Genomic DNA, 2,707 nt, shown 5'->3' with positions numbered 1-2,707 from the left:
CCTATAAAATACAACCTGCTGTTTGAAAGATTCCTGAATCCCGACCGTAAAAGCATGCCTGATATTGATACGGATTTTGATGATGAGGGGAGGCAGAAAGTGATTGATTATGTTGTTGAGAAATACGGAAAAAACCAGGTAGCGCAGATCATCACCTATGGTACCATGGCCGCTAAAATGAGCATTAAAGATGTGGCAAGGGTAATGGATCTGCCTTTGTCCGATTCCAATGCATTGGCCAAGCTTGTGCCTGAGCGTCCGGGTATTTCGCTGAAGCGGGTACTGCATGCGCCGCTTAATGCCAAAGAGGGCGAAAAGTCGCTGGAAGAAAAGGAAGGATTGTCGTCGGATGATCTTGAGAATGTAAAAAAGCTGCGCCAGTTCTATAGTGGTGCCGATATGCATTCGAAAGTATTGCATGAAGCCGAAATATTAGAGGGCTCCGTACGCAATACGGGCATACATGCAGCGGGCATTATTATAGCCCCTAAAGATTTAATGGAATTGTTACCGGTGGCCGTTGCCAAGGATTCTGATCTGTGGGTTACACAAATTGAGGGGAGTGTAATTGAGGAAGCCGGTGTAATTAAGATGGACTTTCTGGGCTTAAAAACGCTGAGCATTCTCAAAACAGCGTTGCAACTCATCAAACAAAATCATGGGGTTGAAATTGACCTGGATACCATTCCGTTAGACGATGAAAAAACATACCGGTTGTATCAGCATGGAGATACCAACGGAACCTTCCAGTTTGAAAGTGTGGGCATGCAAAAATACCTTCGTGAACTGAAGCCGGACAAATTTGGCGACCTCATTGCAATGAACGCCTTATACCGTCCCGGTCCTTTGGCCTATATCCCCAATTTTATCGACCGCAAGCACGGACGTGAACCCATTACCTATGACCTGCCGGAAATGGAAGAAATTTTATCTGATACATACGGCATTACCGTATACCAGGAGCAGGTGATGCTGCTCTCCCAAAAGCTGGGCGGGTTCAGCAAGGGCGATGCAGACGTGCTGCGCAAGGCCATGGGAAAAAAACAAAAATCCGTGCTGGATAAAATGAAGACGCAATTCATTAATGGAGCTACAGCAAAAGGACACGATGCCAAAGTGCTCGAAAAAGTATGGACAGACTGGGAAGCCTTTGCACAGTATGCGTTTAATAAATCACATTCTACCTGCTATGCTTTTGTGGCATATCAAACCGCTTATTTAAAAGCGCATTACCCGCCCGAATATATGGCGGCGGTATTGAACCATGCCGGTGCTATTGAAAAAATAACTTTCTTCATGGAAGAGTGCAAGCGCATGGGGCTGAAGGTGCTTGGCCCCGATATCAACGAGTCGCAAAAAGGATTTGCCGTTAATGCAAAGGGTGAAATACGCTTTGGGCTGGGAGGATTGAAAGGAGTAGGAGAGGCGGCTATAGAAGGCATCATTGAGGAACGGAAAAAAGGCCATTACAAATCCATATTCGACCTGGTAAAAAGGGTTAACCAGCGTGTTGTGAATAAAAAATCGCTGGAATGCCTGGCATATTCGGGTGCATTCGATTGTTTCACGGATATACACAGGGCACAGTATTTCTATATCCCGCAGGGTGATACTTCTACGGGATTGGAAAAGATCATCAAATTCGGTAATGTTTATCAGAGCCAGTCGGTTAACACTGCCAATACGCTGTTTGGCGATTTACAGATGCCCGATGTAATGCCGCCAAAGCTGCCCGATTGTACACCCTGGACCTTAACGGAATGGCTGGATCATGAAAAAAATATAACGGGAATCTTTTTAAGCGGGCACCCGCTGGATCATTTCAGGTTTGAAATGAAGCACTATGGCATCACTACGATATCGGAGTTCATAGAATTTAAAGAAACATTGTTGATGCATCCCAATCCTTTCCGGCAATTCAGGATAGCCGGACTGGTTTCCGATGCCCAGCACCGCACCACGCGCAATGGAAAACAATTTGGTGTTTTTTCGCTGGAAGATTATTCGGGTAAAACCGAGCTGGCGCTTTTTGGAGAAGATTATGTGCGGTTCAAAGATCACTTCAGCCCGGGTAACGTACTTTTCGCCACAGGAAATTTTAAAGCACGGTGGAACAGTACAACAGATTTTGAATTTAAGCTTAACGGTGTAATGCTGCTGGAAACCGTGAAAAAATTGTTAACGCGGCAATTGCAGGTTGAACTGCATCCCAAGCTGTTAAAAGCGGAGATGATTGATTTTATTGATCAAAATGTAAAAACTTTTCCCGGCAAATCGGGCATTAAATTTATATTGGCAGAGCCGAGGCAGAACTGGAAGGTGGGCATGTATACATTAGAAAAAAGTTTTGAAATGAATGACGAAATGGCTGCTTTCCTGGAAGCCAATCCCGATATGGACGTGAAAGTGACCACTTTGGAAAAATAACGGGAAGCCAAATTGTCTAATGCACAGGTGTGGATAATGACATATCAGCTTATTTCAGACAATGGACTTAAATTTGCATGCTTAATGCAGTCGGCATACAGTGAACAATAAACAATAAAATAAAAAATAAAATTACGTTACTATGGCACTCGAATTTACAGACACAAACTTTCAGGAAAAGGTTTTGGATTCTGATAAGCTTTCTGTTATTGATTTTTGGGCAGAATGGTGCGGCCCCTGCCGCGCGATCGGTCCGGTTATTGAAGAATTAAGTAAAGAA

The 2,707-nt window shown here is 44.1% G+C and carries 2 protein-coding genes; both read left to right on the top strand.

Annotated features, from left to right (window positions below; genetic code table 11):
- The coding region (locus tag PLH26_RS21415; protein ID WP_324588052.1) for a DNA polymerase III subunit alpha at window positions 1–2,427 on the top strand (2,427 nt) is incomplete at its 5' end.
- Between the two features lie 142 nt (window positions 2,428–2,569).
- Window positions 2,570–2,707 (top strand): thioredoxin family protein (locus tag PLH26_RS21410; RefSeq protein WP_324588053.1); only part of this gene is annotated, 138 nt, incomplete at its 3' end.

The sequence above is a fragment of the Agriterribacter sp. genome (assembly GCF_035444585.1).
GTDB lineage: Bacteria > Bacteroidota > Bacteroidia > Chitinophagales > Chitinophagaceae > Agriterribacter.
Note: the sequence above shows the minus strand (reverse complement) of the source record. Positions and strands in the feature narration are given on the sequence as shown.